At 68.1% G+C, this 19,998-nt stretch carries 27 protein-coding genes; 10 read left to right on the top strand and 17 right to left on the bottom strand.

Going from position 1 to position 19,998, the window contains the following annotated elements:
* The first annotated feature begins 32 nt into the window (after nt 1-32).
* Complete coding sequence (locus EV645_RS05305; RefSeq protein ID WP_130440306.1) at nt 33-611, top strand: DUF402 domain-containing protein; 579 nt, start codon at nt 33-35, stop codon at nt 609-611.
* Between the two features lie 576 nt (nt 612-1,187).
* Nucleotides 1,188-1,346 (top strand): hypothetical protein, encoded by a 159-nt coding sequence (locus EV645_RS41765; protein ID WP_157997008.1) that lies wholly within the window; start codon nt 1,188-1,190, stop codon nt 1,344-1,346.
* Nucleotides 1,347-1,348: 2 nt separating this feature from the next.
* Here EV645_RS41765 and EV645_RS05300 read toward each other — a convergent pair whose 3' ends face one another.
* The 3 genes from EV645_RS05300 to EV645_RS05290 form a co-directional block, all read right to left on the bottom strand.
* Nucleotides 1,349-1,777: a nitroreductase/quinone reductase family protein gene (locus tag EV645_RS05300; RefSeq protein ID WP_157997007.1), complete on the bottom strand. Its 429-nt coding sequence runs from the start codon at nt 1,775-1,777 to the stop codon at nt 1,349-1,351.
* A gap of 45 nt (nt 1,778-1,822) precedes the next feature.
* The gene (locus EV645_RS05295; protein WP_130440302.1) at nt 1,823-3,487 is read right to left on the bottom strand and encodes a fumarate hydratase; all 1,665 of its coding nucleotides are present in this window, start codon (nt 3,485-3,487) and stop codon (nt 1,823-1,825) included.
* 102 nt (nt 3,488-3,589) lie between these two features.
* Entirely contained in the window at nt 3,590-3,901 is a 312-nt protein-coding gene (locus EV645_RS05290; RefSeq protein ID WP_130440300.1) for a hypothetical protein, read from the bottom strand.
* A 95-nt stretch (nt 3,902-3,996) separates the two neighbouring features.
* Here EV645_RS05290 and EV645_RS05285 point away from each other — a divergent pair, with 95 nt between their 5' ends.
* A complete protein-coding gene (locus EV645_RS05285; RefSeq protein ID WP_130440298.1) occupies nt 3,997-4,701 on the top strand; it encodes a DUF1707 SHOCT-like domain-containing protein in 705 nt (234 codons plus the stop codon).
* On the opposite strand, the gene EV645_RS05280 is transcribed toward EV645_RS05285, so the two are convergent.
* Both EV645_RS05280 and EV645_RS05275 read right to left on the bottom strand, forming a co-directional pair.
* On the bottom strand, nt 4,694-5,224 hold the full coding sequence (locus tag EV645_RS05280; RefSeq protein ID WP_130440296.1) for a hypothetical protein: 531 nt from the start codon (nt 5,222-5,224) through the stop codon (nt 4,694-4,696). The genes EV645_RS05285 and EV645_RS05280 overlap by 8 nt on opposite strands.
* Entirely contained in the window at nt 5,215-5,649 is a 435-nt protein-coding gene (locus EV645_RS05275) for a hypothetical protein (protein WP_130440294.1), read from the bottom strand. Before EV645_RS05275 ends, EV645_RS05280 begins: the two co-directional genes overlap by 10 nt.
* A 140-nt stretch (nt 5,650-5,789) precedes the next feature.
* On the opposite strand from EV645_RS05275, the gene EV645_RS05270 reads away from it, so the two are divergent.
* Nucleotides 5,790-6,599 (top strand): hypothetical protein, encoded by an 810-nt coding sequence (locus tag EV645_RS05270; protein WP_130440292.1) that lies wholly within the window; start codon nt 5,790-5,792, stop codon nt 6,597-6,599.
* Here the strand turns inward: EV645_RS05270 and EV645_RS05265 are convergent.
* The gene (locus tag EV645_RS05265) at nt 6,541-7,329 is read right to left on the bottom strand and encodes an ABC transporter ATP-binding protein (protein WP_130440290.1); all 789 of its coding nucleotides are present in this window, start codon (nt 7,327-7,329) and stop codon (nt 6,541-6,543) included. The genes EV645_RS05270 and EV645_RS05265 overlap by 59 nt on opposite strands.
* Complete coding sequence (locus tag EV645_RS05260) at nt 7,317-8,645, bottom strand: 2-isopropylmalate synthase (protein WP_242000222.1); 1,329 nt, start codon at nt 8,643-8,645, stop codon at nt 7,317-7,319. The genes EV645_RS05265 and EV645_RS05260 overlap by 13 nt, the downstream gene beginning before the upstream one ends.
* Nucleotides 8,646-8,830: 185 nt before the next feature.
* Between EV645_RS05260 and EV645_RS05255 the strand changes: the two genes are divergently transcribed.
* Nucleotides 8,831-9,499: a FadR/GntR family transcriptional regulator gene (locus EV645_RS05255; protein ID WP_130440288.1), complete on the top strand. Its 669-nt coding sequence runs from the start codon at nt 8,831-8,833 to the stop codon at nt 9,497-9,499.
* Here EV645_RS05255 and EV645_RS05250 read toward each other — a convergent pair.
* From EV645_RS05250 to glpX, 3 genes are read right to left on the bottom strand one after another with little or no spacing between them, the layout of a single operon-like run.
* Nucleotides 9,496-9,966, bottom strand: a complete 471-nt coding sequence (locus tag EV645_RS05250; RefSeq protein WP_130440286.1) for a hypothetical protein — start codon at nt 9,964-9,966, stop codon at nt 9,496-9,498. The two genes, EV645_RS05255 and EV645_RS05250, sit on opposite strands and share 4 nt — an antisense overlap.
* A 1-nt stretch (nt 9,967) precedes the next feature.
* The gene (locus EV645_RS05245) at nt 9,968-10,918 is read right to left on the bottom strand and encodes a carbohydrate kinase family protein (RefSeq protein ID WP_130440284.1); all 951 of its coding nucleotides are present in this window, start codon (nt 10,916-10,918) and stop codon (nt 9,968-9,970) included.
* Nucleotides 10,915-11,949 carry a class II fructose-bisphosphatase gene (gene glpX, locus EV645_RS05240; protein ID WP_130440282.1) on the bottom strand — a complete coding sequence of 345 codons (1,035 nt, stop codon included), beginning with the start codon at nt 11,947-11,949 and terminating at the stop codon, nt 10,915-10,917. Before glpX ends, EV645_RS05245 begins: the two co-directional genes overlap by 4 nt.
* Before the next feature lie 149 nt (nt 11,950-12,098).
* Here glpX and EV645_RS05235 point away from each other — a divergent pair, with 149 nt between their 5' ends.
* Together EV645_RS05235 and EV645_RS05230 are read left to right on the top strand one after the other, a co-directional pair.
* Nucleotides 12,099-12,713 (top strand): DUF4245 domain-containing protein, encoded by a 615-nt coding sequence (locus EV645_RS05235; protein ID WP_130440280.1) that lies wholly within the window; start codon nt 12,099-12,101, stop codon nt 12,711-12,713.
* 165 nt (nt 12,714-12,878) lie between these two features.
* Nucleotides 12,879-13,535 carry a nucleotidyltransferase family protein gene (locus EV645_RS05230; protein WP_130440278.1) on the top strand — a complete coding sequence of 219 codons (657 nt, stop codon included), beginning with the start codon at nt 12,879-12,881 and terminating at the stop codon, nt 13,533-13,535.
* A 19-nt stretch (nt 13,536-13,554) separates the two neighbouring features.
* On the opposite strand, the gene EV645_RS05225 is transcribed toward EV645_RS05230, so the two are convergent.
* Complete coding sequence (locus tag EV645_RS05225; protein WP_130440276.1) at nt 13,555-13,875, bottom strand: DMT family transporter; 321 nt, start codon at nt 13,873-13,875, stop codon at nt 13,555-13,557.
* A gap of 25 nt (nt 13,876-13,900) precedes the next feature.
* A complete protein-coding gene (locus EV645_RS05220) occupies nt 13,901-14,506 on the bottom strand; it encodes a flavodoxin family protein (protein WP_130440274.1) in 606 nt (201 codons plus the stop codon).
* A gap of 40 nt (nt 14,507-14,546) precedes the next feature.
* Between EV645_RS05220 and EV645_RS05215 the strand changes: the two genes are divergently transcribed.
* Nucleotides 14,547-15,209, top strand: a complete 663-nt coding sequence (locus EV645_RS05215) for a TetR/AcrR family transcriptional regulator (protein WP_130440272.1) — start codon at nt 14,547-14,549, stop codon at nt 15,207-15,209.
* A gap of 6 nt (nt 15,210-15,215) precedes the next feature.
* On the opposite strand, the gene EV645_RS05210 is transcribed toward EV645_RS05215, so the two are convergent.
* Nucleotides 15,216-15,410 (bottom strand): exodeoxyribonuclease VII small subunit, encoded by a 195-nt coding sequence (locus EV645_RS05210; protein ID WP_242000381.1) that lies wholly within the window; start codon nt 15,408-15,410, stop codon nt 15,216-15,218.
* 17 nt (nt 15,411-15,427) lie between these two features.
* Complete coding sequence (gene xseA / locus EV645_RS05205) at nt 15,428-16,642, bottom strand: exodeoxyribonuclease VII large subunit (RefSeq protein ID WP_130440268.1); 1,215 nt, start codon at nt 16,640-16,642, stop codon at nt 15,428-15,430.
* Between the two features lie 46 nt (nt 16,643-16,688).
* Here xseA and EV645_RS05200 point away from each other — a divergent pair, with 46 nt between their 5' ends.
* Nucleotides 16,689-17,186, top strand: a complete 498-nt coding sequence (locus EV645_RS05200) for an HAD domain-containing protein (protein WP_130440266.1) — start codon at nt 16,689-16,691, stop codon at nt 17,184-17,186.
* 139 nt (nt 17,187-17,325) lie between these two features.
* Nucleotides 17,326-18,366: a 4-hydroxy-3-methylbut-2-enyl diphosphate reductase gene (locus tag EV645_RS05195; protein ID WP_130440264.1), complete on the top strand. Its 1,041-nt coding sequence runs from the start codon at nt 17,326-17,328 to the stop codon at nt 18,364-18,366.
* Here the strand turns inward: EV645_RS05195 and EV645_RS05190 are convergent.
* The 3 genes from EV645_RS05190 to EV645_RS05180 all read right to left on the bottom strand — a co-directional run bounded on the left by EV645_RS05190 (nt 18,359) and on the right by EV645_RS05180 (nt 19,996).
* Nucleotides 18,359-18,997 carry a hypothetical protein gene (locus EV645_RS05190; protein ID WP_130440262.1) on the bottom strand — a complete coding sequence of 213 codons (639 nt, stop codon included), beginning with the start codon at nt 18,995-18,997 and terminating at the stop codon, nt 18,359-18,361. The two genes, EV645_RS05195 and EV645_RS05190, sit on opposite strands and share 8 nt — an antisense overlap.
* 3 nt (nt 18,998-19,000) lie before the next feature.
* On the bottom strand, nt 19,001-19,543 hold the full coding sequence (locus EV645_RS05185; RefSeq protein ID WP_130440260.1) for a SigE family RNA polymerase sigma factor: 543 nt from the start codon (nt 19,541-19,543) through the stop codon (nt 19,001-19,003).
* A gap of 93 nt (nt 19,544-19,636) precedes the next feature.
* The gene (locus EV645_RS05180; RefSeq protein ID WP_130440258.1) at nt 19,637-19,996 is read right to left on the bottom strand and encodes a winged helix-turn-helix transcriptional regulator; all 360 of its coding nucleotides are present in this window, start codon (nt 19,994-19,996) and stop codon (nt 19,637-19,639) included.
* Nucleotides 19,997-19,998 lie beyond the last annotated feature (2 nt).

The following is a 19,998-nucleotide window of genomic DNA, read 5'->3' as shown; positions in this document are numbered from 1 at the left end:
GGAGGCACGCGGACAAGCCGAACGTGCGGCCGATGACGGTCGTGCGTGACGACGCGGACGGGCTGGTCGCCTGGCTCGCGCCGGGTACGCCCTTGCTCAAACCGGTCCTCGTCGACGGGCGGGAGACGCGGCATGCCGGTCCGGTCGGGATGTTCACCGAGGAGCGGGTGCTGAAGCTCGACATCTGGCACGGCACCGGGATCCTGAAGGTATCGCCGCCCGGGAAGCCGTGGTCGGTCTGGTACTTCTGGGGCGAGGACGGGACGTTCCTCGGGTGGTATGTGAACCTCGAGCGCGAGCATGTCCGCGACTGGGCATCCCGGCGTACCAGCACGGTCGATCACGTGCTCGACCTGTGGATGAAGCCCGACCGCACCATCGAGTGGAAGGACGAGGACGAGCTGGAAGGAGCCGTCGCCGCCGGACGCTTCACCGTCGCCGATGCCGAGCGGATCGTTGGTGACGCCCACGCCGCCATCCGCGACATCGAGGCATGGTCTTCCCCGTTCTCCGACGACTGGCAGTTCTGGACCCCGCCACCCAGCTGGCGTGTTCCCGCCGCACCGACGACCCACCAGCCCACCCTGATCGCGGAGGAGCTTCACAGCTGATGCCCAGCGCCTTGCTTCTCACCGGGGGCAGCGGTGTCGGCAAGACCACCACGGCCCAGGCGATCGGGGGCGTGCTGACGGGCGCCGGCCACACCACCGGCGTACTGGACCTGGACGCCGTCGCCCAGTTCGGCGGTCCCAGGCGACCCGCGCCAACTTCCGGCCTACGCTTCAGCGACCACCTACGCATCGACAACCTCGCCGCCGTCTGGCGGACGTACCGAGCGGCAGGCGCCGACTTCCTGATCGCCAGCGGCCCGGTTTTCTCGGCCGAGCTCCGCGCCGCCTACACCGCTGCGCTGCCCGATTGCGCGGTGCAGGTCGTGCGTATCGTCACGGCCCCCGAGCTGATCGAGGCTCGCACCCGCACCACCCGCGGCCCGGAGTGGGATCTGGCCACGGCTCTTGCCTTTTGCCGAGACCCATCAGCCGATCGAGGACTTCACCGTCCACAACGACGGCGCCGTGGCGGACACAGCGGCGGAGATCCTCACCTTGGCGGGCTGGCCGGGGAGCTGACAACACAGGTGGGTCACGAGCGCTTCCATCCTGCCGGTTCGGACTTACCTTGGAATCATGTACACCATCGAGTTGCAGGACGAGGAGCTCCAGATACTGCGATCCGCCCTCCGGAGCTACCTCCAGGCCTTCGGCCACAATGAAGCCGATCTCGTTCAGGCCGCGAAGACGCTGATGCTCAAGCTCCCCGAGGCGGTAGAAACCAAGGCCGGCTGAGGTCACCCCTCCAGCGGTTCCAGTACGGCGACTGGGATCGTACGCCGTGCCTTCGTCGCGAACCGGCCGATGCCCGGATCCTCGCGGAGGATGACGTCCGTCCAGATCGTTCCCCGCTCGGCGCCGGTCAGCTCACGCATGCGCATCTGGGTGTGTTCGGCGCCGATCTGCACGTCGGTCGAGTCCGCCGCGCGCAGATTGCAGAACCAGTCCGGGTCATGACGCGACCCCGACCCGGTTCCCCAGACCAACAGCCCGTCCGCGGTCTCGAGGTACCGCACACAGGTCGACCGCGGTACGCCGGTCCGCCGGCCGGGCGTGGTGAGCATCAGGACGAGCACGTCCTTGCTCCCACTCCCGACGCGGCCGTCCGACGTCTTGTACAGCCATACGCCGATCCGATTCCCGACCCGCAACATGCGCTTGCCCATCGCCACCACCCCCATTTCTGAGGGTGCGACGATCAGATCGTCAGGTCAACTACGCGGGCGCACTGTCAGCGGGACGGGCTTGCGGGTATCGGTGAAGAAGTCGTTGCCCTTGTCGTCCACCACGATGAAGGCCGGGAAGTCTTCCACCTGGATCTTCCACACCGCTTCCATGCCGAGCTCGGCGTACTCCAGCACGTCGACCGACTTGATGCAGTCCTGCGCCAGCCGCGCCGCCGGGCCGCCGATCGAGCCGAGGTAGAACCCGCCGTGCTCCTTGCACGCCGCCGTCACCTTCGCCGACCGGTTGCCCTTGGCAAGCATCACGAACGAACCGCCGGCCGCCTGGAACTGGTCGACATACGCATCCATCCGCCCAGCCGTCGTCGGCCCGAACGACCCGGACGCATAGCCTTCGGGCGTCTTCGCCGGCCCCGCGTAGTACACCGCGTGATCGCGCAGGTACTGCGGCATCTCCTCGCCCGCGTCCAGCCGCTCCTTGATCTTCGCGTGCGCGATGTCGCGCGCCACCACAAGGGGCCCGCTCAGCGACAGCCGCGTCTTCACCGGCAGCTTGGACAGCTCCGCGCGGATCTCGCTCATCGGCCGGTTCAGATCGATCCGTACGACGTCGGCCGCGTCGTCGAGGTGCTCGTCGGTGGTGTCCGGCAGGAACCGCGCCGGGTCGCGCTCGAGCTGCTCCAGGAACACACCCTCCGGCGTGATCTTCGCCAGCGCCTGCCGGTCCGCCGAGCACGACACCGCGATCGCGACCGGGCAGGACGCGCCGTGCCGCGGGAGGCGGATCACGCGGACGTCGTGGCAGAAGTACTTCCCGCCGAACTGCGCGCCGATCCCGAACTCCTGCGTCAGCTTGAAGACCTCCTCTTCCAGCTCGACGTCCCGGAACCCGTGCCCCACCGGCGAACCCGTCGTCGGCAGCGTGTCCAGGTAGTGCGCGGAGGCGTACTTCGCGGTCTTCAGCGCGTACTCCGCCGACGTACCGCCGACCACGACCGCGAGGTGGTACGGCGGGCAGGCCGCCGTACCGAGCGAACGGATCTTCTCGTCCAGGAACTCCATCATCCGCGCCGGGTTCAGGACGGCCTTGGTCTCCTGGTACAGGAACGACTTGTTCGCCGAGCCGCCGCCCTTGGCCATGAACAGGAACTTGTACGCCGGGTCGGTGGTGCCCGGCGTGGAGTACAGCTCGATCTGGGCGGGCAGGTTCGAGCCGGTGTTCTTCTCGTCCCACATGTTCAGCGGGGCCATCTGTGAGTAGCGCAGGTTCAGCTTGGTGTACGCGTCGTACACGCCGCGGCTGATCCACTCCTCGTCGACCGCGCCGGTCAGCACACCCTCGGACTTCTTGCCCATCACGATCGCGGTGCCGGTGTCCTGACACATCGGGAGGACGCCGCCGGCCGAGATGTTCGCGTTCTTCAACAGGTCCAGCGCGACGAACCGGTCGTTCCCGGAAGCCTCCGGGTCGTCGATGATCCGCCGCAGCTGCGCGAGGTGCGCGGTCCGCAGGTAGTGGGAGATGTCGTGCATCGCCTCCGCGGTCAACGCCTGCAGCACCTCCGGCTGCACCTGCAGGAACGTCCGATCGCCCGCCGTGAAAGTGCTGACACCTTCCGTCGTCAGCAGCCGATACTCCGTCTCGTCAACACCCAACGGCAACAGATCGGAGTAGTTGAAGTCGGCAGACACCGGGCATACCTCCAGGAGGAGAGGACTGGACGCCCCAAAGCCTAGTTCTCCCTCCGCCCCGCTCCGACGCGACCTCCGTCTCACCCGCAGGTGAGGTGACCCTCACCCGCGCACGGCCCGCCAAGCCCCCGGCAGCTCGAGCCCGAGCGCGAACCGGTGGTAGAGCCGCTGGTACCCGGTGGTGTCCTTCGTCAGCCGATTCTTCGGCGGCGCCGCCCGGGCGCGGAGTCCGACGGCCAGGGCGATGATCGTCAGCCCGCCGGCGAGGAACAGGATCGTGGCGGCGACGATCGTCGCGTCCGATCCGCTCCATTGCAGGATCAGGATCCAGATGACCCCGGCGACCACCATCGTGAACGCGGCCAGATACAGGCCCGCCAGAAGTCTCCCGTTGCGTACCTCGCCCCAGTTCATGCTCGACAGTATGAAGCCTGGTCAGGGATGGAGTCAGGGGTGAATCGGGGAAGAAACGGGCAGCAGCGGGCGGGCGCCGCGCGTATGGTTTTGCCGTGGCTCAGGATGACGTTCCTCAGGAGAATCGACCGCAGGATGCCGTGCCCTCGCAGGCGGCGACCGGTGATGAACTGGCGTTGCGGCGGCGGGTGTCCGACCTCGAGCGGGAGGAGGTCGCCGACGTACTGCGCGAGGCCGCGGGCGAAGGCCGGTTGTCGTACGGCGAGCTGGAGGAGCGGCTCGAGACGCTCTACGGCTCGAAGACGTACGGCGACCTCGTCGAGCTGACCGCCGACCTGCCGAACGGTCCGCGCGCTCCGGGTACGGCGGGCGTCCCGTCGGTCACCCCGCAGTACGGCGGCGCGATGGTCGAGACCGGCCCGGTGATCAACGTGTTCATGTCCGAGACCAAGCGGATGGGCAATTGGCTCGTCCCGCAGCGGCAGGAGGTGAACGCCGTCCTCGGCGACGTCACGCTCGACTACACCGAGGCGAACATCCCGTACGACGACATCCAGGTCGACGTGAAGTCGATCCTCGCCGACGTGAAGATCCGCGTCCCCGCGAACGCGATCGTCCTGCTCGACAGCAACCCGATCCTCGGCTCCGTCTCCGAACAGGAAGCCGGCCTCAAAGCCGTCCCCGACCCGAACGCCCAGCCGACCGCCCCGAAACGCTTCCACATCCGCGGCACCGCCATCCTCGGCGAAATCAAAATCAAACGAGGCCCCCGCCTCAGCAAACGCCTAGGCCTCACCTAATGTCCTGAGTCGGCGCGGGTGCTCTCCGGCCTCCAGCCGTCGAGCGGTGTTCCTGGAGTTGGGCGACGAACCAGTATCTCAACGCCGCCACGTTGCGTACGTGGTCCCGACCGGGCCGGAGCTTTCGCCCGCGGCCGCTCGGTACGACGGTGAAGTAAGGGTCACCGGCCGAACCGTCCAGTTCGGTCACGGCCCCGATCTCGCTCCAAGGTACGAACCGCCTGCGCCCGATCCGGATGCCGGAACCGTCGACCGTCAGCGCGGGCCGCTGGGTGACGAGCCGCCAGATGTTGAAGCAAACGTCGATCGCGCACGCCACCGTCACCACGCCTGCCACGATGCGCAGGAGGCCTCCGCTCTTCAGCACATGGGGTAGTTGCGCGGCAATCACCACCATCAGAAAGACCGAGCCGGACAGGGTTCGTCGGAGCAGCGGCCGGCGCCGGAGCGGGAACACGACCCGTCCGGTCCGCCGCAACTCAGCGGTCCACACCTCGGTGGGCCCATCCCCGATCATTGCCATTTCTGACCCTCCGGCGTGGCCGAACGGCGTTGTTCGGCGAGCAACTCGTCGAGCCAAGCGCGGAAGGTCTGTAGGTCGTTCACGTTCTGCTGGCTGAGCGCGAGGTTCTTCGCCCACACGTCTTTGGGGAACACCAGGAGGTGGCGCGCCAGTTTCGGTCCCGAGACCGGGCCGATCGAGCTGATCTCGCTCCACGCGATGAACCGGCGACGGCCGCAGTGAATGCCTCGGCGGTCAACGACGATCGCCGGCCGCTGGGTCACGAGCTGCCAGGCGAGCAGCCCTGCGACGCCGACGTACCCCACGATGAGCAGCCAGCCGAGGACAGGCCAGCCGCTGTCGAGCATGTCCGGAACGGTGCCCGCCACGATCGCCGTCGTGAACAAGAGCGGACAGATCAGCAACCAGGCCGCTGACCGTCGCAATGGAAACTCCACCCGGCCGTTTCGGTGCAGCTCCACCATCCATGCCTCGGGCAGTCGCTCTCCCATTACTGCCACGCCGACCCCCAGCCTCACGACTCCACCCCCGGAGCAGAGTCACTGTAATGCACGACACTTGGGTCATGGGGCGGCTCAGGGTGGTGCTCAGCTGGGGGTTTGTGCGTGGGCCGGCGGCGGCGTATGCGTTCCTGGACTCCGGCTCGCCCCTGGCCTCTGTCGCGTCGGTCGCGGCGATCGTGCTGTGTGGAGCCGTCGGTGCCGGCGTCGGTGCCCTGGTGGGAGTTGCGAGCCAGAGTTCGGTCGGCGACGCAGCCGGAATCGGGGCGCTGATCGGTGGCGGCGTCCTGATCGCCTGGCTGTTGCTGAGTCTGGTTGTGGTGGCGGTCCTCTGGGTCCGAGGGGTCAGCCCCCTCGAGACGGCGACCGGCGAGAAGCCGGCCGGCAGACACGCCGCCGCGTCCCTCGGATGGCGAGGGCGCGGCGAACCGCTCGTACCCGTGAGCCTCGTGCTTTTCTTCGTGTTGATGACGCTGGCGTTCGGGGGCCTGTGGGTGCACCACCGGCAGCTGGCGCGGCCGTGGGACGGGCCGACCGCGACGACCAGCGGGACGGTGGTCACCGTGCATGAGCCCGCGTGGTGGGAGAAGGGCTCCGGTTCGGTCGACATCCGGTACTCCGTCGCAGGTGCGGACTACGTCATCGAAACCGGCCGGGACCCCGGCGAGCACTTCCTCGCGGTCGGTGAGGTCGTTCCGGTCGAGTACGTCGTCACCCGGCCCGCCGCCGGGCGATGTGTGTGGACCGTGGAGTCCGCACGGTCGGATGCCTCGTTCTGGTTCTGGCTCTCCGCCGGGTGTGCCGGACTGGGGTTGCTCAGCCTGATCGGGTTCCTCGCCGGGCGGTGGCGGTCCAGCGGCCGGCGTGGCGGTTGATCTGGATCGGGTGGGCGAAGGTCTCGGAGATCAGCGGGGTGGTGACCACGTCGTCTACCGGGCCGGCGGCGAGTATGCGGCCTTCGCGGATGAGGGTGGCGTGAGTGGTGCAGGTAGGGAGCTCCTCCAGGTGGTGGGTGACGAGGAGCCAGGCGAGGTGGGGGTGAGTGGTGTGGATGTGGTCGAGGGTTTCGAGTAGTTGTTCGCGGGCGGCTACGTCGAGGCCGGTTGACGGCTCGTCCAGGAGCAGCAATCGAGGGTCGGCAATCAAAGCTCGGGCGATGAGGGCTCGGCCGCATTCGCCTTGGGAGAGAGTGGTCCAGGGGGAGTGGGCCAAGTTGCTGACCCCCAGCAGGTCGATCAGCTCCAAGGCGCGAGCTGTTTGCGCGGGCGTCGGTTCCCAGCGGGGCATGCGTTCGATGGTGCCCGTCAGACCGGTGAGGACGACGTCGACGATGGAGAGCGGCGAGCGCAGCGCGTGCCTCGGATTGACGTGACCGATGGACTCGCGCAGGGTACGGATGTCGACCGTGCCGAGTCGCTTCCCGAGGATCTCGACCGTGCCGCGGGTGGGGTGCGTGACGGCGCCACAGAGGCCGAGCATCGTGCTCTTGCCCGCGCCGTTCGGCCCGAGCAGAGCCCACCGCTCACCTTCGCCGACGGTCAGCGACACCCCGGACAGCAGCAGTTTGCCGTCCCGGACGAAGTCGACATCTTTCAGTTCGAGCACCCGTAAACCTCCTCGTACAACGCCTTCAGCTCCTCCGGGCTTGCCTCGCGCCCGGTCTCGTCCGTACGCCGCTGCACATGCTGCGCGAACTCCCGCTCCTGTGCAGCCGACAGCCGTACGCCGTACACAGACTCCAGCACGTGCGCGATCCCACCCTTACCCGACTGGCTGTTGACCCGGACGACGGCCTCGTATCCGCGCCCGACGTCAGCCGGATCGATCGGCAGGTAAGGCACGTCCCAGAAGCCGTCGTCCTGTACGGCGAAACCCTTGCGGATCGCGTCCTGGTGCGTCCCGGAGAAGGCCGTGTAGACGAGCTCCCCGACGTACGGATGCCGCGGGTGGATCGGCATGCGCGTGCAGTACTCGACCACGTCCCGGATCCGGTCGATGTCGGAGAAGTCGACCATCGGGTCGACGCCCTGCGCGTGCAGGTTGAGGGCGAGCGTCGCGATGTCCACGTTCCCGGTGCGTTCGCCGTTGCCGAAGATGCAGCCCTCGACCCGCTGCGCACCGGCGAGTACGGCGAGCTCGGCGCAGGCGATGCCGGTACCGCGATCGTTGTGCGGATGCACCGACAGGATCACCCCGTCGCGGCGAGGCAGGTTCTGGTGCATGTACTCGATCTGGTCGGCGTACACGTTCGGCGTCGCGACCTCGACCGTCGCCGGCAGGTTCATGATCACCGGCCGCTCCGGCGTCGCGTCCCACTGCTTGGTGAGGTGATCCGCCAACTCCAGCACATAGTCCGGCTCGGTCAGGTTGTACACCTCGGGCGAGAACTGGAACCGCACGGAATCGCCCGCCAGCCGCAGGATCTCCTCGGACCCCGCGTAGATCATCGACGCCAGCTCGTCCCGCGTACGACGCAGTACGACGTCCCGCCACGTCGGCGCGGTCGCGGCGTACATGTGGATCACCACGTCGCCGCGCATCCCGGCGACGGACTCGACCGTCCGCGCGATCAGATCCGCCCGGGCCGGCGTGAACACGACGATGGTGACGTCGGCCGGCACGAGATCCGACTCGGCGAGCAATCGCACGAAATCGAAGTCGGTCTGTGACGCGGACGGGTACCCGACCTCGATCTCTTTGTAGCCGATGGCAACCATCAGCTCGAAGAACTTCCGCTTGCGCGAAGGATCCATCGGCTCGGCCAGCGCCTGGTTGCCGTCGCGGAGATCGACCGGCACCCACAGCGGTGCGGTGGTGATCCGGCGGTCCGGCCAGGTGCGGTCGACCGGCGCGACCGGGACCTTGGCGAAGATGTCGCGGTAGCGGTGGCTGGGCATGGGGGAGGGCAGTTGCCGGTTCATCAGCGGGTGGTCCTTCCGGAGCGATGGGAGGACCGGCGGGCGAGAGCACTCCACGGAGGGAGCGCCGGTCGAATCAGCTCCCGCCGTGGCGGCCAAGAAGGAGGAGACCCGAAAGCTTGCGCATGCCGAGCACGCTACCAACTCCTCAGACAACCTGACAACCTGAGGTCTCGTAGAATGGTCCGATGATTCGTCGTCACCCGCTGGCCGAGCAGGCCGCTGAGGAGCTGTTGCGCCGGATCGGAAGTGGTGAGTGGACGGTCGGCGCCAAGCTTCCCGGCGAGACCACGCTGGCCACGCAGCTCGGCGTGGGCCGGTCGACGATCCGCGAGGCCGTGCGCGAACTCGCCGGCCGCCGCGTGCTCGAGAGCCGTCAGGGCGCGGGCGTGTTCGTCATCGCGCTACAGGCCGCCGAGGACTGGGACAAGGTGCTACGGAAGGCCGATATCACCGACGTACTCGAGGGCCGGCTCGCGATCGAGACCGAAGGCGCCCGGCTCGCGGCGTCCCGTCGTACCCCGGCCGACCTGAAGAACTTCCGCTACACGCTGACGGACCGCAAGCGTGCGGCGCTGAGCGCGCCCGACGACTGGTACATCGAGGCCGATATGGCGTTCCATCGCGCGGTCGTGGTCGCCGCGCACAACGCCGTACTCACGGAGCTGTTCGACTCGTTCGCACCGCGGATCCGGCGGGCGATGATCGACATGCTGAAGCTCGACGACCAGCACCGCCACCGCAACGACCAGGCCGCCCACGCGGCGATCGCCGAAGCAATCCGTCTCCAGGATCCCGACCTCGCCGCGGCACGCTCCCGCGCCCACCTCAGTGCAGTCCGCAGCACCCTGACCTAGTCGCGGTGCTGATCCAGGAGTGACCGCAGCCAGGGCGTCAGGGCTTCCAGGTCCTCGACGTTGTCCTGCGGGATGGAGATCGGCCGGGTACGCCGGTCCGCCGGGTTGACCTGCACCGTACGGGCGAGCGGGAGACCTGTCGGCCCATCGATGCTGGTGATGCCCGACCAGGGCAGGTTGCGCCCACGGGTAATGCCCTCGGCGTTGACCGTGATGACCGGGCGGTTCGTGATCAGCTGCCACGCGGTGAGCGCCGTACCGTAAACGAAGGCGGCCAGCGCCGTCAGCCGCAGTACGCCGAGCGCACCGGAGACACCGTCAGCGCGGAGATGGTCGACGTTCGTCCAAGCGGACAGCACCATCAGCAGCGCGAAGCCGGCCAGCCGGAACGCCAGCCGGCCGCGGCGTGGCAGGAACACCACGCTGCCCTTGGACTCCAGCTCGGACGTCCACGTCTCCGCCGACATGTCAGGCGCCCCACCGCGCAGTGTGCTCGGCCGCGGTCGGCGGGTCGGCGCCGTGCCGCGTGCAGGTGATCGCAGCCGCCTTCACCGCGTAGTCCACGACGTCGCGCAGGTCCTCGGAGGTCAGCCCGGCCAGCCGCCGCTCGCCGAGCAAGTCACGCTGGAGCAGACCGGTGATGAGCGCCGCCATCAGCGAGTCGCCGGCTCCCACGGTGTCGACCACCTCGATTGACGGCGCCTTCACCTCGACCCGTACGTCGCGGCCGACGCCGATCGCGCCCTCGCCGCCGCGCGTGATGACCACGCACTGCGTCCGCTTCTCGGTCAGCAGCTCGGTCGCGATGTCATCAAGCGACACCCCCGGACGGAAGAACGCGCAGTCCTCGTCGCTCAGCTTGACCAGGTCGGACAGCGCGGCGAACTTCCGTACGGCGGCCCAAGCGGCCACCGGATCCGGGGTGATCGCCGGACGCGCGTTCGGGTCGAACGTCACCGTGACGGGCTGGTCGACGACCGATTCCAGGAACCGGTGGATCGCCGTCGCACCGGGCTCGAGCATGGTCGCGATCGAGCCGGTGTGGATCGCCGGGCAACCGCGCCGCAGCGACAACGCCGGCGGATCCCACGTCATGTCGAACTGGTACGACGCCACGCCCTCGGCGTCCAGCGTCGCCGTTGCGGTGCTGGTCCGGAACCCAGGATCGACCGACCCAGGAGCGAGCTGAACCCCGTTGCCGAACAGGTGCGCGCCGAGCAGATCGCCGTACTGGTCGGTGCCGAAGCGCGCCACCAACTCGGTCGGCACACCCATCCTGGCCAGTCCGACGGCGACGTTCGCGGCGAACCCGCCCGGGATCGCCTTGGCCTTCCCGTTCCCGTTGCGGGTGGTGGCTTTGGCAGTGGAACCGACGATGTCGACAAGGGCCTCGCCGATGACGAGGACGGGTGCGCTCATCGGGCGTGCTCGAAGTCGATGGAGGAGTAGGCGCGCAGCTTGGACAGCTGGTGCTCGCTCTCGATACTGCGGATCGTGCCGCTGCGCGATCGCATCACCAGCGAGTGGGTCCGCGCGGTGGACCGTCCGTACCGGACGCCGCGGAGGAGCTCGCCGTCGGTGATCCCGGTCGCGACGAAGAAGCAGTCGTCACCGCTGACCAGATCGTCGGTGTCCAGCACCTGGTCCAGGTCGTGGCCCGCGTCGAGCGCCTTCTGCCGTTCCGCATCGTCGCGCGGCCAGAGCTTGCCCTGGATCTTGCCGCCGAGGCATTTCATCGCACAGGCGGCGATGATGCCCTCCGGCGTGCCGCCGATGCCGAGCAACATGTCCAGGCCGGTGTCCGGACGCGCCGCTTCGACCGCGCCGGCCACGTCGCCGTCGGAGATGAACTTGATCCGCGCGCCGGTCGCCCGGATCTGCGTGGCCAGCTCGTCGTGCCGCGGCCGGTCCAGCAGTACGACGGTGACGTCGTCGACCGAGGAGCCCTTGGCCTTCGCGACGCGGCGGATGTTCTCCGCGACCGGGAGCCGGATGTCCACGACCTCGGCCGCCTCCGGTCCGACGACGAGCTTCTCCATGTAGAAGACCGCGGACGGGTCGTACATCGAGTTCCGCGCGGAGACCGCCATCACCGCGATTCCGTTGTTCATGCCCTTCGCGACCAGCGTCGTACCGTCGACCGGGTCGACCGCGACATCGCACTCCGGGCCCTCGCCGGCGCCGACCTGCTCGCCGTTGAAGAGCATCGGGGCGTTGTCCTTCTCGCCCTCGCCGATCACCACCACGCCGTTCATCCCGACCGTGCCGATCAGCGTCCGCATCGCGTTCACCGCCGCGCCGTCGGCGCCGTTCTTGTCGCCGCGGCCGACCCAGCGCCCCGCCGCCATCGCCGCGGCCTCGGTGACCCGGACCAGCTCGAGGGCGAGGTTCCGGTCGGGCGCATGCGCCTCGACCTCCAGGTGGGCCGGTGGGCTGGTCGGGTCGCTCATGCTTCCACCTCGCCGGCGCTCGGCTCCAGCCTGAGCGACAGGTCGGCTCTGCTTATTGGTCGCTCGCTGCGCTCGCTCATGCCAACGGATCGTAGCCAACGAGCCTGGGCGCTGTTCGGGCGGATTGCGCCTCGCGAGACACTGTCCGTATGAGTTCGACAGGTCAGGGTGCTCGCAACGAGGCTGCGGCGCGCGAACACGCCCAGATCCAGGCGGAGGCGAACGAGTACCGCCAGGCGTACCGACGGGACAAAAGGAAGTCGCAGACCGTCGGCAACATGGTGTTCGCGATGGTCATCTGCCTGGTGGTGGTCGCGTTCCTGATCCTGGTCACCTGGCGGTCGAAGCCGGCCGAGACGCCCAAGGCGATCGAGTACACCGCGCAACTGCAGGACGCGAAGGCGGTCGCCCCCTGGGTGCGCGGGCCCGAGCCGATGCCGACCGGCTGGGTCGCGACCAGCGTCGAATTCCGCAAGCCCGAGCAGGAGCCGATGACCTGGCACCTGGGCGTCGTCACCACCGAGAAGAAGTACGTCGGGCTCGAGCAGTCCAATGTCACCGGCGGCAAATTCCTGGCCGAGAAACTCGGCCGGACTTCCGACGACGGTACGTCGACCGTGGCCGGCGTCACCTGGCAGCGCAAGGTTCTGCTCGACCGCAAGGGCGAGAACGCCTTGATACTGGTCGGTTCCGGAGTCACCACGATCGTTACCGGAAATGCGGGTTATCCCGCACTTGAAGCGTTTGCTTCCGTCTTACGCTGACCAATTTCCGGGCATTCCCGACCACTTTCCGGACGGTCGTTGACACGCGCCCGCAGCAGAGGGTTCCATCGAAGCTCGGCTTCTGACGCTCGGGGACTAGCGAGAGGGCCCTGGCAGTCATGCCCACCATGCTCACGCCGTCCCGGGCGGGGAGTTGATCCGGCGATGTTCGTGACGGGCCTCCTACTGGGCGCAAATGGCTCACCACATCTCGGCGCTCCCTGGCAATTGTTGGCTTATCAGGGCGGCACTCTCTTCGGCTCGTCGCTGGAATCGGCGCGGGACTGCGGATTCGACCAGTTGGTCGTGACGCTGGGCAGCGCGTCCGAGCAGATTCACGACCGGATCGACTTCGACGGGGTCCGGGTGGTCGAGTCGCCGCACTCCGACACCGACAGTTCGTCGATCGTGCCGGCTCTCGACGCGGTCGACCGGCGCGCGGACGGCATCGTCGTACTGCTCGGTGATCAGCCGGGGATCACCTCGGCGGCCGTGTGGTCGCTGGTCGCCGAGGCGGCTACCCCGATCGGTGTCACGCGGTACGACGACGGCGAGAGCTACCCGTGCTGGTTCGGGCGGGAGCTGTTCGGCGAGCTCCGCGAGCTGCGCAGCGACTCCGACCTGTGGAACCCGATCCACAACGGCGCCCACCCCGTCACCAAGGTCGATGCCATCGGCAACATTCCGCCGCGGGCGACGACGTGGGCGGCGTACCACCGGATGATCTCGGGCGGGGCCGTCGCCGCCGAGGAACTGCCACTCGACACGCACCCGCTCCCGCTCGCGACCCACCCGCGCCGCCGACGTCACGCCTCCAGCTGAATCCCTCAGCTCAGGCTCGCTACTCGGCTCCCGCGAGGCGGAGGCCGACGATGCCGGCGACGATCAGCGCGATACACGCGAGTCGCGCCGGGGTGGCCGGCTCGTTGAACAGGATGATGCCGAGCGTCACCACCCCGACGGATCCGAGCCCGGTCCAGATCGCGTACGCCGTGCCGATCGGCAGCCGATCGAGCGTCTTCGCGAGCAGCACGACCGAGATCACGCCGAACACCAGCACGCCGGCCGTCGGCCACAACCGGCTGAAGCCCTCGCTCGGCTTCAGACTGAGCGCAAACGCAATCTCGAACGCCGCTGCCGCGAGCAGTACCAGCCACGTCATCAGTCAGCCCGGCTTAGGTATGTGCTCACGCGGCCAGGGCTCCTCGGAGGTGTCGATGCGTCACCTGCGCGACGCGAGCGCCGAGAGCGGCCGCCGTACGGAGGTCGGTAGCCGGGGGTGCCTTCTCGGCTGAGAGGTCCGCGTCGGACTGGGCCATTGCGCCCATCCAGCTGCCGAGGCGGTTGAGGTCCTCGATGCTCGCGGTGCTCTCCGCCCAGCCCGGGTAGATGTCCAGGCCGACCCAGATCATTCCGTGCTGCGCCGCGAACACAGCCAGGTCGACCAGGCTGTTCAGCTTGTCGCCGGACATCGCCTTGGAGTTGGTGAATCCGGCCGCGATCTTGTCCCGCCAGCCGAGGTCGGCCGCCCAGATCCGCACGCTCTCCTCGGCGAACTTCTTGAACACCCAACTCGGACTCCCCATGTACGTCGGCGCGCCGAAGATGATCGCGTCCGCCGCGGTCAGCCGCTCCCACACGCCCTCGGTCAGCTCATCGAGCGGAACGAGCTCCGTCACGGTTCCCGGCACCGACGCGGCACCCGCCGCGACCGCCTCCGCCTGCTTCGCGGTGTGCCCATAACCCGAGTGATACGCAACCGCGACGGTCGCGGTGGCTGGTGTCGTGCTCATGTGCTTCCTCCTGAAGGCTTAGCGGACTACAGTCCGTCTCATGAACAACAGTACCGGACCGCAGTCCGCTTCACAACGGGGTCTGCCGGTGGTGGGTGAACCGCGCCCGGAACGTGCGGACGCGCGGCGCAACCGGCTGCGCGTGCTCGAGGCGGCCGACCGGCTGTTCACCGAGCACGGCGTGAAGCACGTTTCCCTCGACGCGATCGCCGCGGAGGCAGGCGTGGGGAAGGGCACGGTCTTCCGCCGGTTCGGCGACCGTGCCGGCCTGGCGGTCGCGCTACTGGACGAACGCGAACAGGAACTCCAGGCGAAGATCCTCACCGGTCCGCCCCCACTCGGCCCCGGCGCGCCGCCGCTCACCCGCGTGACGGCGTTCCTCGACGCCTACCTGGATCTCCTGGACCGCCACGTAGAACTCTTCATGGACAGCGAGAACGCCTCAGACGGCGCCCGCTACCGAATCGGCTCGTACCACCTCTGGCACCGCCACCTGTCCCACCTCATCGAAGCAGCCCACCCCACCCTCGACGCCGACTACACCGCCCACGCCCTACTAGCCCCCCTAGCAGCCGACCTCCACCACGCCCTCCGCACGCAGGGCTTCCCCTTGGACCGCCTGAAGTCCGGCCTACATGCTGTTGCAGCCAGCCTGCTGCCGGTCAGCGCCGCTGACCCGACCGTTGACGACGGCAACGAATAAGCAGGGTCAGTTGGGTTTTTCTTCGTGGGTGGCTTGGGCTTTGGCCAGGCGTTCGCGGGCGCCGTCGAGCCAGCGTTGGCAGGTGGTGGCTAGTTCTTCGCCGCGTTCCCACAGGGCCAGGGATTCTTCGAGGGTGGTGCCGCCGGCTTCTAGTTTGCGGACTACCTCGACGAGTTCCTCGCGGGCCTGCTCGTAGGTCATCTCGGGTCGGTCGGCGCTCACTTGTTCTCCTCGGACTTGACTTCGACCGCGAAGCGGCCGTCGGTGACGCGTGCCTGCAGCACGTCACCGGGCGCCACCTGCGCCACTTCCCGTACGGCGGTGCCATCCGCCAGCTGGAGCACGGAGTACCCGCGCTCCAGCGTCGCCTTCGGGGACAACGCCCGCACGCTCGCCAGCCGGTGCGTGATGTCGTCGCTCGCGCGATCCAGCCGATGCGTCAGCGTACGGCGACTGCGCTCGATCAGCGCGGCGACTTCATCGGAGCGTCGCTGCAGATCCGTCACGGGCGCCGCCAGCGCCGGCCGCGAGCGGATCGCCGCCAGCGCATGCGTCTCCCGATCCAGCCAGGACCTGATCGCGCGCGATCCGCGCTCGCGCAGCAGCCGCACGCCGTCCAGCTCCTCGCGTACGTCGGGCACGATCCGCTTCGCCGCGTCGGTCGGCGTCGACGCGCGCAGGTCCGCGACCAGGTCGAGCAGCGGCGAATCAGGCTCGTGCCCGATCGCGCTCACCACCGGCGTACTCGTCTTCGAAACCGCCCGGATCAGCCCCTCGTCCGAGAACGGCAGCAGGTCCTCCAAAGAACCGCCGCCGCGCGCAATCACGATCACCTCGACCGAATCATCCGCGTCGAGCTTCCGCAGCGCCGTCATCACCTCGCCGGCCGCGGACGGGCCCTGCACCGACGCATACTCGATCCGGAACGCGACCGCGGGCCAACGCCGCTTGGCGTTCTCGAGCACGTCGCGCTCCGCAGCCGAGTCGCGCCCGCAGATCAGGCCGATCGTGTGGGGCAGGAACGGCAGCTTCTTCTTCCGGTACGGCTCGAACAGCCCCTCGGCCGCGAGCAGCTGCTTCAGCCGCTCGATCCGCGCCAGCAACTCACCGATGCCGACGTGGCGGATCTCGCTGACGGCGAGCGCGAGCGTGCCGCGGCGGGCGAAGAAGTTCGGCTTGGCGTGGACGAGAACCCGCGAGCCGTCGTGCACTTCGACCGTCTCGAACACCCGCCGATTGCAGGTGAACCGGAGCGAGATGTCCGCGTCGGTGTCCCGCAGCGTGCCGAAAACCGTCGTCGTGCCGCGCCCGATCGAGACGTCCGTCAGCTGCCCCTCGACCCACACGGCGCCGAGCTGGTTGATCCAGCCGGCAATACCGTTCGCGATCGTGCGAACGGCCGCGGGTGCTTCCGGCGACGTCTCCAAAGCCACGCCCAAGACCCTACGGCCCACCACCGACAAACCCTAACGTTGAGTAATGCGCCCACTCTTGCTGTTGGATTTCGACGGCCCGCTCAACCCGCACCGCGCCGACGGAATCCCACCCGGCTACGAGCGGCACGAGATCACGGAGGGTGCGAAAACGTGGCGGTTGCTCCTCAACCAGCAGCACGGCGTGCAACTCAACGCACTCGCGAACACCTTCGACCTGGTCTGGGCCAGCAGCTGGGAACACGGTGCCAACCGCCTCCTCGGTCCTCTCCTCGGTCTGCCTGAGCTGCCGACAATCACCTGGCCCGATCGCAGGCCGGTACGCAAGGGTTCCTGGAAGACGCCGTACATCGCTGAATGGGTAGGCGATCGTCCGTTCGTCTGGGTGGATGACGAGGCCGATGAAACGGAGTTCACAGGTGACCATCAGTTGGTCTATCCAGTCGATGCTCGGATCGGGTTGACCGCAACGGATTTCGCCGCGATCCAGTCGTGGGCAGACGATAAATCCTTTGTGGACAAGGGCTCCAGGACAGATACTTGACGTGCTGGTAACACCTCCCACGGGGGAGCCGTCCGGACAGGGCGGACGGCTCCTTTCAGGTCTCTTGTCGTGATGCTGCTCACAAGGTCAGAGCACGGACGTCCGACGCCCGCCTGCACCGTTAGCCCCGGCCCGTACGATGGGGATCGTGACTGGCCAGCCTGAGGACACCGGTACGACGACCGCCGTAGAGACCAAGCGGGTGCTGCTTGCGGCGCCGCGGGGGTACTGCGCGGGCGTGGACCGGGCCGTCGTCGCGGTGGAGAAGGCGCTCGATCTGTACGGTCCGCCGGTGTATGTGCGCAAGGAGATCGTGCACAACAAGTACGTCGTGCAGACGCTGCAGAAGCGCGGCGCGATCTTCGTCGACGAGACCTCCGAGGTGCCGGAGGGGGAGACGGTGATCTTCTCCGCGCACGGTGTCGCCCCGGTGGTGCACGAGGAGGCGGCCGCGCGGCAGTTGAAGACGATCGACGCGACCTGCCCGCTGGTGACCAAGGTCCACCACGAGGCGAAGCGGTTCGCCGCGACCGACTACGACATCCTCCTCATCGGTCACGAGGGTCACGAAGAGGTCATCGGCACGTCCGGCGAGGCCCCGGAGCACGTGACGCTGGTCGACGGGCCGGACGACGTACCGAACGTCACCGTCCGCGACCCCGAGAAGGTCGTCTGGCTGTCGCAGACCACGCTCTCCGTCGACGAGACGATGGAGACGGTACGCCGCCTGCGCGAGCGTTTCCCGCACTTGCAGGACCCGCCGAGCGACGACATCTGCTACGCCACGCAGAACCGCCAGGCCGCGGTGAAGAAGCTTGCTCCTGAGGCCGACCTGATGATCGTCGTCGGCTCCCGCAACTCGTCGAACTCGGTACGCCTGGTCGAGGTCGCGGTCGAGCACGGCGCGAAGGCCGGCTACCTGGTCGACTACGCGGACGAGATCGACGAGGCCTGGCTCGACGGCGTCGACTCGGTCGGCGTCAGCAGCGGCGCGAGCGTCCCGGAGGTGCTGGTCCGCGACGTACTGCGCTGGCTCGCCGAACGCGGCTACGGCGACGTACGCGAAGTCACCACCGCGGAGGAGAGCCTCACTTTCGCCCTCCCCCGCGACCTCCGCACCGACCTGAAGGCAGCCGGCCTCCCCACCACCGGCACCTCAGACCACGCCTGGACTATCTGACCACCAGCTGCGTCGTCGCAGTGGTGGGGAACCAGCCCTTCGTGCCGCAGTAGCGGATCGTGTACGTGAACTTGTAGGTCCCCGGCTTCTTGAAGACGTGCGTCTCCGGGATCACGTAGGTCTCGGACCCGACCTTCAGCTTCTTCCGCGTACAGTCGATCGAACCGCCGTCGGAGCCGCCCGGATCGCCTTCGCCGAAGGAGTAGTCGGTGCCGCCGGACAGGTTCATGAACGAGTCCTCCGGCAATAGCGTGCCTTCGGGGATTGCCGTTGGGACGTACGCCCTCCCCGACACCGTGACGGTCATCCCGACCGTACGGCCCTTGATCGAGGGCTTCAGGAGCACCGTGATCGGTGGCGGGGGTTTCGGTGCGACTGTCGGCGGGCCGGTGATGACGGACTTGGGAGCGCCTGGGGTGTTGGTGACCGGCGGGGCGCCGCCGATGTCGGTGACGTTGCCTAGGGCAAGAGCTATTGCGAGTACGCCGGCGGCGGCGACGGTGATCACGCCGGCGGTGCGGCGGCGGCGTACCGTGCGGACTCGGGCGAAGACGGCCTCGCTCGGTACGGTGCTCGGGGGCGGCGGGTCCGCGACGAGCTGGTTGAACTGGGTCTTCAGGTCTTCGGTCATGACTCAGCCCTCCTTCTGGGCAGGGGCGGAGACGGCGGCGACCAGGTGATGCTCGCGGAGCTTGGCCAGCCCGCGGGAGACGTTGCTCTTCACGGTGCCGAGCGAACAACCCATGATCTGGGCGATCTCGGCCTCGGGCAGGTCCTCGAAGTACCGCAGGACCAGCGTCGCGCGAGTACGGCGGGGGAGCGTGGCGAGTGCCCTGAGCAACAAGTCGCGGTCGTCCACGACGCCGTACTCCGACTGCCCCGAGGACTGCCCCGACGAGTGCGCTGCGGGCTCGGGGAGATGCTCTGTCGGCGTCTCACCCTTCCACTTGCGGCGCCACCATTGGGTGCTGGTGTTCACCATGACTGTGCGGGTGTAGCTCTCGAGCGCGTTCCCGCTGCGCAACGAGTTCCGGTGGAACCACACCTTGGTGAGTGAGGTTTGCACCAGGTCCTCGGCTAGATGCCATTCCCCGGTCAGCAAGTACCCGAACCGTTGCAGCGCTGTGAACCGCCCGTCCACGAAGTCCGCGAACTCCCGATCCCGTCCTGGATCCATCCCACACCCCTCGTCTCATCCCGGTCAGGAGTGTGATGAGGCAAGGGTTCCGAAAGGTTGAGCTGTAATCCGACAGTGCGGAGCTTGTGATGTTCAGACCGCGTCGTACTGCGTCTGGGCCTTGCTGATCGCGGGCATGTGCGTCTCTGCCCAGTCGGTCAGGACGCTGATCGGCTCGATCAGGGACGCGCCCATCGGGGTCAGCGTGTAGACGACGCGGGGCGGGATCTCGGCGAAGACCTCGCGGCTGACGAGGCCGTCGCGCTCCATCCGGCGCAAGGTTTGGGTGAGGACCTTCGGCGCGACCCGGCCGATGCCGTCGCGGAGCTCGGTGAAGCGGAGCGGGCCGTCGCGCAGCAGCAGGACGACGAGCACCGTCCATTTGTCGCCGATCCGGTCGAGGATCACCCGGGTCGGGCAGTTCGGGTCGAACACGTTCCCTTTGGTTACCACAA

The sequence above is a fragment of the Kribbella rubisoli genome (assembly GCF_004217145.1).
GTDB lineage: Bacteria > Actinomycetota > Actinomycetes > Propionibacteriales > Kribbellaceae > Kribbella > Kribbella rubisoli.
This window is presented reverse-complemented; position numbering and strand designations above follow the sequence as displayed.

Excerpts from the sequence above, each read along its gene's own strand:
- EV645_RS05255 (WP_130440288.1), top strand. The coding sequence starts at position 8,831 with ATGATTCGTCGTCACCCGCTGGCCGAGCAGGCCGCTGAGGAGCTGTTG.
- EV645_RS05185 (WP_130440260.1), bottom strand. The coding sequence starts at position 19,543 with ATGGATCCAGGACGGGATCGGGAGTTCGCGGACTTCGTGGACGGGCGG.
- EV645_RS05280 (WP_130440296.1), bottom strand. The coding sequence starts at position 5,224 with ATGGCAATGATCGGGGATGGGCCCACCGAGGTGTGGACCGCTGAGTTG.
- EV645_RS05260 (WP_242000222.1), bottom strand. The coding sequence starts at position 8,645 with ATGAACCGGCAACTGCCCTCCCCCATGCCCAGCCACCGCTACCGCGAC.
- EV645_RS05245 (WP_130440284.1), bottom strand. The coding sequence starts at position 10,918 with ATGAGCGCACCCGTCCTCGTCATCGGCGAGGCCCTTGTCGACATCGTC.
- EV645_RS05270 (WP_130440292.1), top strand. The coding sequence starts at position 5,790 with ATGGGGCGGCTCAGGGTGGTGCTCAGCTGGGGGTTTGTGCGTGGGCCG.
- EV645_RS05300 (WP_157997007.1), bottom strand. The coding sequence starts at position 1,777 with ATGGGCAAGCGCATGTTGCGGGTCGGGAATCGGATCGGCGTATGGCTG.
- EV645_RS05250 (WP_130440286.1), bottom strand. The coding sequence starts at position 9,966 with ATGTCGGCGGAGACGTGGACGTCCGAGCTGGAGTCCAAGGGCAGCGTG.
- EV645_RS05215 (WP_130440272.1), top strand. The coding sequence starts at position 14,547 with ATGAACAACAGTACCGGACCGCAGTCCGCTTCACAACGGGGTCTGCCG.
- EV645_RS05305 (WP_130440306.1), top strand. The coding sequence starts at position 33 with ATGACGGTCGTGCGTGACGACGCGGACGGGCTGGTCGCCTGGCTCGCG.
- EV645_RS05220 (WP_130440274.1), bottom strand. The coding sequence starts at position 14,506 with ATGAGCACGACACCAGCCACCGCGACCGTCGCGGTTGCGTATCACTCG.
- glpX (WP_130440282.1), bottom strand. The coding sequence starts at position 11,949 with ATGAGCGACCCGACCAGCCCACCGGCCCACCTGGAGGTCGAGGCGCAT.
- EV645_RS05290 (WP_130440300.1), bottom strand. The coding sequence starts at position 3,901 with ATGAACTGGGGCGAGGTACGCAACGGGAGACTTCTGGCGGGCCTGTAT.
- EV645_RS05195 (WP_130440264.1), top strand. The coding sequence starts at position 17,326 with ATGGGGATCGTGACTGGCCAGCCTGAGGACACCGGTACGACGACCGCC.
- EV645_RS05225 (WP_130440276.1), bottom strand. The coding sequence starts at position 13,875 with ATGACGTGGCTGGTACTGCTCGCGGCAGCGGCGTTCGAGATTGCGTTT.
- EV645_RS41765 (WP_157997008.1), top strand. The coding sequence starts at position 1,188 with ATGTACACCATCGAGTTGCAGGACGAGGAGCTCCAGATACTGCGATCC.
- EV645_RS05235 (WP_130440280.1), top strand. The coding sequence starts at position 12,099 with ATGAGTTCGACAGGTCAGGGTGCTCGCAACGAGGCTGCGGCGCGCGAA.
- EV645_RS05210 (WP_242000381.1), bottom strand. The coding sequence starts at position 15,410 with ATGACCTACGAGCAGGCCCGCGAGGAACTCGTCGAGGTAGTCCGCAAA.
- EV645_RS05190 (WP_130440262.1), bottom strand. The coding sequence starts at position 18,997 with ATGACCGAAGACCTGAAGACCCAGTTCAACCAGCTCGTCGCGGACCCG.
- EV645_RS05230 (WP_130440278.1), top strand. The coding sequence starts at position 12,879 with ATGTTCGTGACGGGCCTCCTACTGGGCGCAAATGGCTCACCACATCTC.
- EV645_RS05200 (WP_130440266.1), top strand. The coding sequence starts at position 16,689 with ATGCGCCCACTCTTGCTGTTGGATTTCGACGGCCCGCTCAACCCGCAC.